Origin of the sequence: Yeosuana marina, from assembly GCF_011762485.1 — a bacterium.
Taxonomy (GTDB): Bacteria; Bacteroidota; Bacteroidia; order Flavobacteriales; family Flavobacteriaceae; genus Yeosuana; species Yeosuana marina.
Window position 1 is genome coordinate 1 of the sequence record NZ_JAAKGI010000004.1, and the last position, 5338, is coordinate 5338.

Annotated in this window: 2 tRNA genes and 3 rRNA genes; all 5 read left to right on the plus strand. The window is 46.2% G+C overall.

Annotation, left to right across the window (positions count from 1 at the left end):
* Window positions 1–75: 75 nt before the first annotated feature.
* Window positions 76–1591 (plus strand): 16S ribosomal RNA (locus tag G5V56_RS07160).
* A 143-nt stretch (window positions 1592–1734) separates the two neighbouring features.
* Window positions 1735–1808 (plus strand) — tRNA-Ile (locus G5V56_RS07165).
* A gap of 123 nt (window positions 1809–1931) precedes the next feature.
* Window positions 1932–2005, plus strand: a tRNA-Ala gene (locus G5V56_RS07170).
* 234 nt (window positions 2006–2239) lie between these two features.
* A 23S ribosomal RNA gene (locus tag G5V56_RS07175) occupies window positions 2240–5064 on the plus strand.
* 163 nt (window positions 5065–5227) lie between these two features.
* Window positions 5228–5335: ribosomal RNA gene (gene rrf, locus G5V56_RS07180) — 5S ribosomal RNA — on the plus strand.
* The 16S, 23S and 5S rRNA genes sit together here with 2 tRNA genes alongside, the layout of an rRNA operon.
* The last annotated feature ends 3 nt before the right edge of the window (window positions 5336–5338 follow it).

Consider the following 5338-nt stretch of genomic DNA (forward strand, 5'->3'; position numbering starts at 1 on the left):
AAAATCGAACAAAGAGAATAAACCATTTTGAGTACTATTAAATTCCTATTAGTTGTTAAAATTATTTAAAATTTAACGATGAAGAGTTTGATCCTGGCTCAGGATGAACGCTAGCGGCAGGCCTAACACATGCAAGTCGAGGGGTAACAGGGAGCTTGCTCCGCTGACGACCGGCGCACGGGTGCGTAACGCGTATACAATCTACCTTTTGCTGCGGGATAGCCCAGAGAAATTTGGATTAATACCGCATAGTATAAAGACTTGGCATCAAGACTTTATTAAAGGTTACGGCAAAAGATGAGTATGCGTTCTATTAGCTAGATGGTGTGGTAACGGCACACCATGGCAACGATAGATAGGGGCCCTGAGAGGGGGATCCCCCACACTGGTACTGAGACACGGACCAGACTCCTACGGGAGGCAGCAGTGAGGAATATTGGACAATGGGCGAGAGCCTGATCCAGCCATGCCGCGTGCAGGAAGACTGCCCTATGGGTTGTAAACTGCTTTTATACGGGAAGAAACACCGCTACGTGTAGCGGCTTGACGGTACCGTAAGAATAAGGATCGGCTAACTCCGTGCCAGCAGCCGCGGTAATACGGAGGATCCAAGCGTTATCCGGAATCATTGGGTTTAAAGGGTCCGTAGGTGGATAATTAAGTCAGAGGTGAAATCCTGCAGCTCAACTGTAGAATTGCCTTTGATACTGGTTATCTTGAATTATTGTGAAGTAGTTAGAATATGTAGTGTAGCGGTGAAATGCATAGATATTACATAGAATACCAATTGCGAAGGCAGATTACTAACAATACATTGACACTGATGGACGAAAGCGTGGGGAGCGAACAGGATTAGATACCCTGGTAGTCCACGCCGTAAACGATGGATACTAGCTGTTCGGATTTATCTGAGTGGCTAAGCGAAAGTGATAAGTATCCCACCTGGGGAGTACGTTCGCAAGAATGAAACTCAAAGGAATTGACGGGGGCCCGCACAAGCGGTGGAGCATGTGGTTTAATTCGATGATACGCGAGGAACCTTACCAGGGCTTAAATGTAAGTTGCATAGAGTAGAGATATTCTTTTCTTCGGACTACTTACAAGGTGCTGCATGGTTGTCGTCAGCTCGTGCCGTGAGGTGTCAGGTTAAGTCCTATAACGAGCGCAACCCCTGTTGTTAGTTGCCAGCGAGTCAAGTCGGGAACTCTAACAAGACTGCCAGTGCAAACTGTGAGGAAGGTGGGGATGACGTCAAATCATCACGGCCCTTACGTCCTGGGCTACACACGTGCTACAATGGTAGGGACAGAGAGCAGCCACTGGGTGACCAGGAGCGAATCTATAAACCCTATCACAGTTCGGATCGGAGTCTGCAACTCGACTCCGTGAAGCTGGAATCGCTAGTAATCGCATATCAGCCATGATGCGGTGAATACGTTCCCGGGCCTTGTACACACCGCCCGTCAAGCCATGGAAGCTGGGAGTGCCTGAAGTCCGTCACCGCAAGGAGCGGCCTAGGGTAAAATCGGTAACTAGGGCTAAGTCGTAACAAGGTAGCCGTACCGGAAGGTGCGGCTGGAACACCTCCTTTCTAGAGAAAGACGACTAAAAGGAAAACAAAACTATAAGAAAGAGATAGTTTATTCTCATTGCTGTTAATTTAACATATAAAGTCACCAGAATACGGTGCTCAGTAGATAAAACTATTGAAAACTGAAAACTGAAGACTATTACAGTCTCATAGCTCAGCTGGTTAGAGCGCTACACTGATAATGTAGAGGTCGGCAGTTCGAGTCTGCCTGAGACTACAACCTAAGGTTGATTTAAGTATCAATTTTAGACGTTCATAATATATTGAAAGGAAATTTTAGAGGTTGAGTAGCCGTTATAAGTACTGTTAACTAATAACTGTTAACTGATCACTAAAAGACGGGGGATTAGCTCAGCTGGCTAGAGCGCCTGCCTTGCACGCAGGAGGTCATCGGTTCGACTCCGATATTCTCCACGATTAGCTATTAGCCATTGGTTATTAGCTATTAGCTAGAGGCTAAAAGCCATAAGCTAACAAAGTTCATTGACATATTGAAAAAAGATACATGAAATTAGTATTAGATTTAGATCTAATATTAAGATAATAATTTAGATTAATTAGAGCCGCCACGAGCTGGTATATAATTAATCACATTATAATTATCAATTTATTGATAATTATAATAACTCATTAAAAAAGCAAAAAGTACAATAAGCTAAATAAGGGCGTATGGGGAATGCCTAGGCTCTCAGAGGCGAAGAAGGACGTGATAAGCTGCGAAAAGCTACGGGGATTGGCACACACGAATCGATCCGTAGATATCCGAATGGGGCAACCCACTATATTGAAGATATAGTATCCGCAAGGAGGCAAACCCGGGGAACTGAAACATCTAAGTACCCGGAGGAGAAGAAAACAAAAGTGATTGCGTTAGTAGTGGCGAGCGAACGCGCAGTAGCCCAAACCAGTATTGTTACGGCAATGCTGGGGTTGTAGGACCACGACATTGATTGCGCAATGAATTAGAATCCTTTGGAAAGAGGAACCACAGAGGGTGACAGTCCCGTACAAGTAAAGAGCGTTAATTATAGTGGTATCCTGAGTAGTGCGGGACACGAGAAATCCTGTATGAATTTGGCGGGACCATCCGCTAAGGCTAAATACTCCTGAGAGACCGATAGTGAACTAGTACCGTGAGGGAAAGGTGAAAAGAACCCTGAATAAGGGAGTGAAATAGAACCTGAAACCATACGCTTACAAGCGGTCGGAGCCAATTTATTGGTGACGGCGTGCCTTTTGCATAATGAGCCTACGAGTTAACGTTGCTGGCAAGGTTAAGTGATTAAGTCACGGATCCGTAGCGAAAGCGAGTCTGAATAGGGCGCTTTAGTCAGTAGTGTTAGACGCGAAACCGTGTGATCTACCCATGGGCAGGTTGAAGCTGTAGTAACATACAGTGGAGGACCGAACCGGTTGACGTTGAAAAGTCTTCGGATGACCTGTGGGTAGGGGTGAAAGGCCAATCAAACTCGGAAATAGCTCGTACTCCCCGAAATGCATTTAGGTGCAGCGTTGATTTATAGTTTTATAGAGGTAGAGCTACTGATTGGATGCGGGGGCTTCACCGCCTACCAATTCCTGACAAACTCCGAATGCTATAAAATGTTAATCAGCAGTGAGGGCATGGGTGCTAAGGTCCATGTCCGAAAGGGAAAGAACCCAGACCATCAGCTAAGGTCCCCAAATGTATGTTAAGTTGAAATAACGCGGTTGAACTGCTTTGACAGCTAGGATGTTGGCTTGGAAGCAGCCATTCATTTAAAGAGTGCGTAACAGCTCACTAGTCGAGCGGTTCGGCATGGATAATAATCGGGCATAAACATACTACCGAAGCTATGGACTTGAAAAAGTGGTAGGGGAGCATTGTAGTGTCGTCGAAGGTGTGATGTGAGTCATGCTGGAGAAGCTACAAAAGAAAATGTAGGCATAAGTAACGATAATGCGGGCGAGAAACCCGCACTCCGAAAGACTAAGGTTTCCTCAGCTATGCTAATCAGCTGAGGGTTAGTCGGGACCTAACGCGAACCCGAAAGGGGTAGTGGATGGACAACAGGTTAATATTCCTGTACCTGCTCACACTAAAAGTGACGGAGGCGTAAATTTGGTGCGTACTGACGGAATAGTACGTTGAAGCGAGTAGTAATACCGTGATAGTACACTGAGACTTCGGTCAAGGTGATAATCCAGAGAAGCGACTTCCAAGAAAAGCGAGTGAAGCAGCCCGTACCCTAAACCGACACAGGTAGTTGGGATGAGAATTCTAAGGAGCTCGAGAGATTCATGGCTAAGGAATTAGGCAAAATAGACCCGTAACTTCGGGAGAAGGGTCGCCCATCTTCGGATGGGCCGCAGTGAAAAGGTCCAGGCGACTGTTTATCAAAAACACAGGGCTATGCTAAATCGAAAGATGATGTATATGGCCTGACACCTGCCCGGTGCTGGAAGGTTAAGTGGAGGGCTTAGAGGTAACTCGAAGGTCTTAAATGAAGCCCCAGTAAACGGCGGCCGTAACTATAACGGTCCTAAGGTAGCGAAATTCCTTGTCGGGTAAGTTCCGACCTGCACGAATGGTGCAACGATCTGGACACTGTCTCAGCCATGAGCTCGGTGAAATTGTAGTATCGGTGAAGATGCCGATTACCCGCTGTGGGACGAAAAGACCCCGTGCACCTTTACTATAGCTTAGTATTGGTTTTGGATAAGTAATGTGTAGGATAGGTGGGAGACTTCGAAGCGGCATCGCCAGGTGTTGTGGAGTCATTGTTGAAATACCACCCTTTGCTTATCTAGAGTCTAACCTTCTAACGAAGGGACAGTGCTTGGTGGGTAGTTTGACTGGGGTGGTCGCCTCCAAAAGAGTAACGGAGGCTTCTAAAGGTTCCCTCAGCACGCTTGGTAACCGTGCGTAGAGTGCAATGGCATAAGGGAGCTTGACTGAGAGACCTACAAGTCGATCAGGTACGAAAGTAGAGCATAGTGATCCGGTGGTTCCGCATGGAAGGGCCATCGCTCAAAGGATAAAAGGTACGCCGGGGATAACAGGCTGATCTCCCCCAAGAGCTCATATCGACGGGGGGGTTTGGCACCTCGATGTCGGCTCGTCACATCCTGGGGCTGGAGAAGGTCCCAAGGGTTGGGCTGTTCGCCCATTAAAGTGGCACGCGAGCTGGGTTCAGAACGTCGTGAGACAGTTCGGTCTCTATCTACAGTGGGCGTTAGAAATTTGAGTGGATCTGACTCTAGTACGAGAGGACCGAGTTGGACAAACCTCTGGTGTATCTGTTGTTCCGCCAGGAGCATTGCAGAGTAGCTACGTTTGGAAGGGATAAGCGCTGAAAGCATATAAGCGCGAAACCCACCACAAGATGAGATTTCTTTAAAGGGTCGTGGAAGATTACCACGTTGATAGGCTATAGGTGTAAAGGCAGTAATGTCATAGCCAAGTAGTACTAATAACCCATAGGCTTATTGTACGCCTGTTTTTTTATAAGAGTACAACACAAATTATTATTCAATCATGATCTTGTTTCAATATGTTAACTTATTAGAAGTAAGATATTAGATAAAAGATGTTAGACTTAGTCTAACAATCTAAGAGCAAAGCGCTCTAGAAATCTAATAATCTGCTTAAAGATTTAAGGTGGTTATAGCGACGGGGCTCACCTCTTACCTTTCCGAACAGAGAAGTTAAGCCCGTTAGCGCCGATGGTACTGCATTTGTGGGAGAGTAGGTCGTTGCCTTTTTTG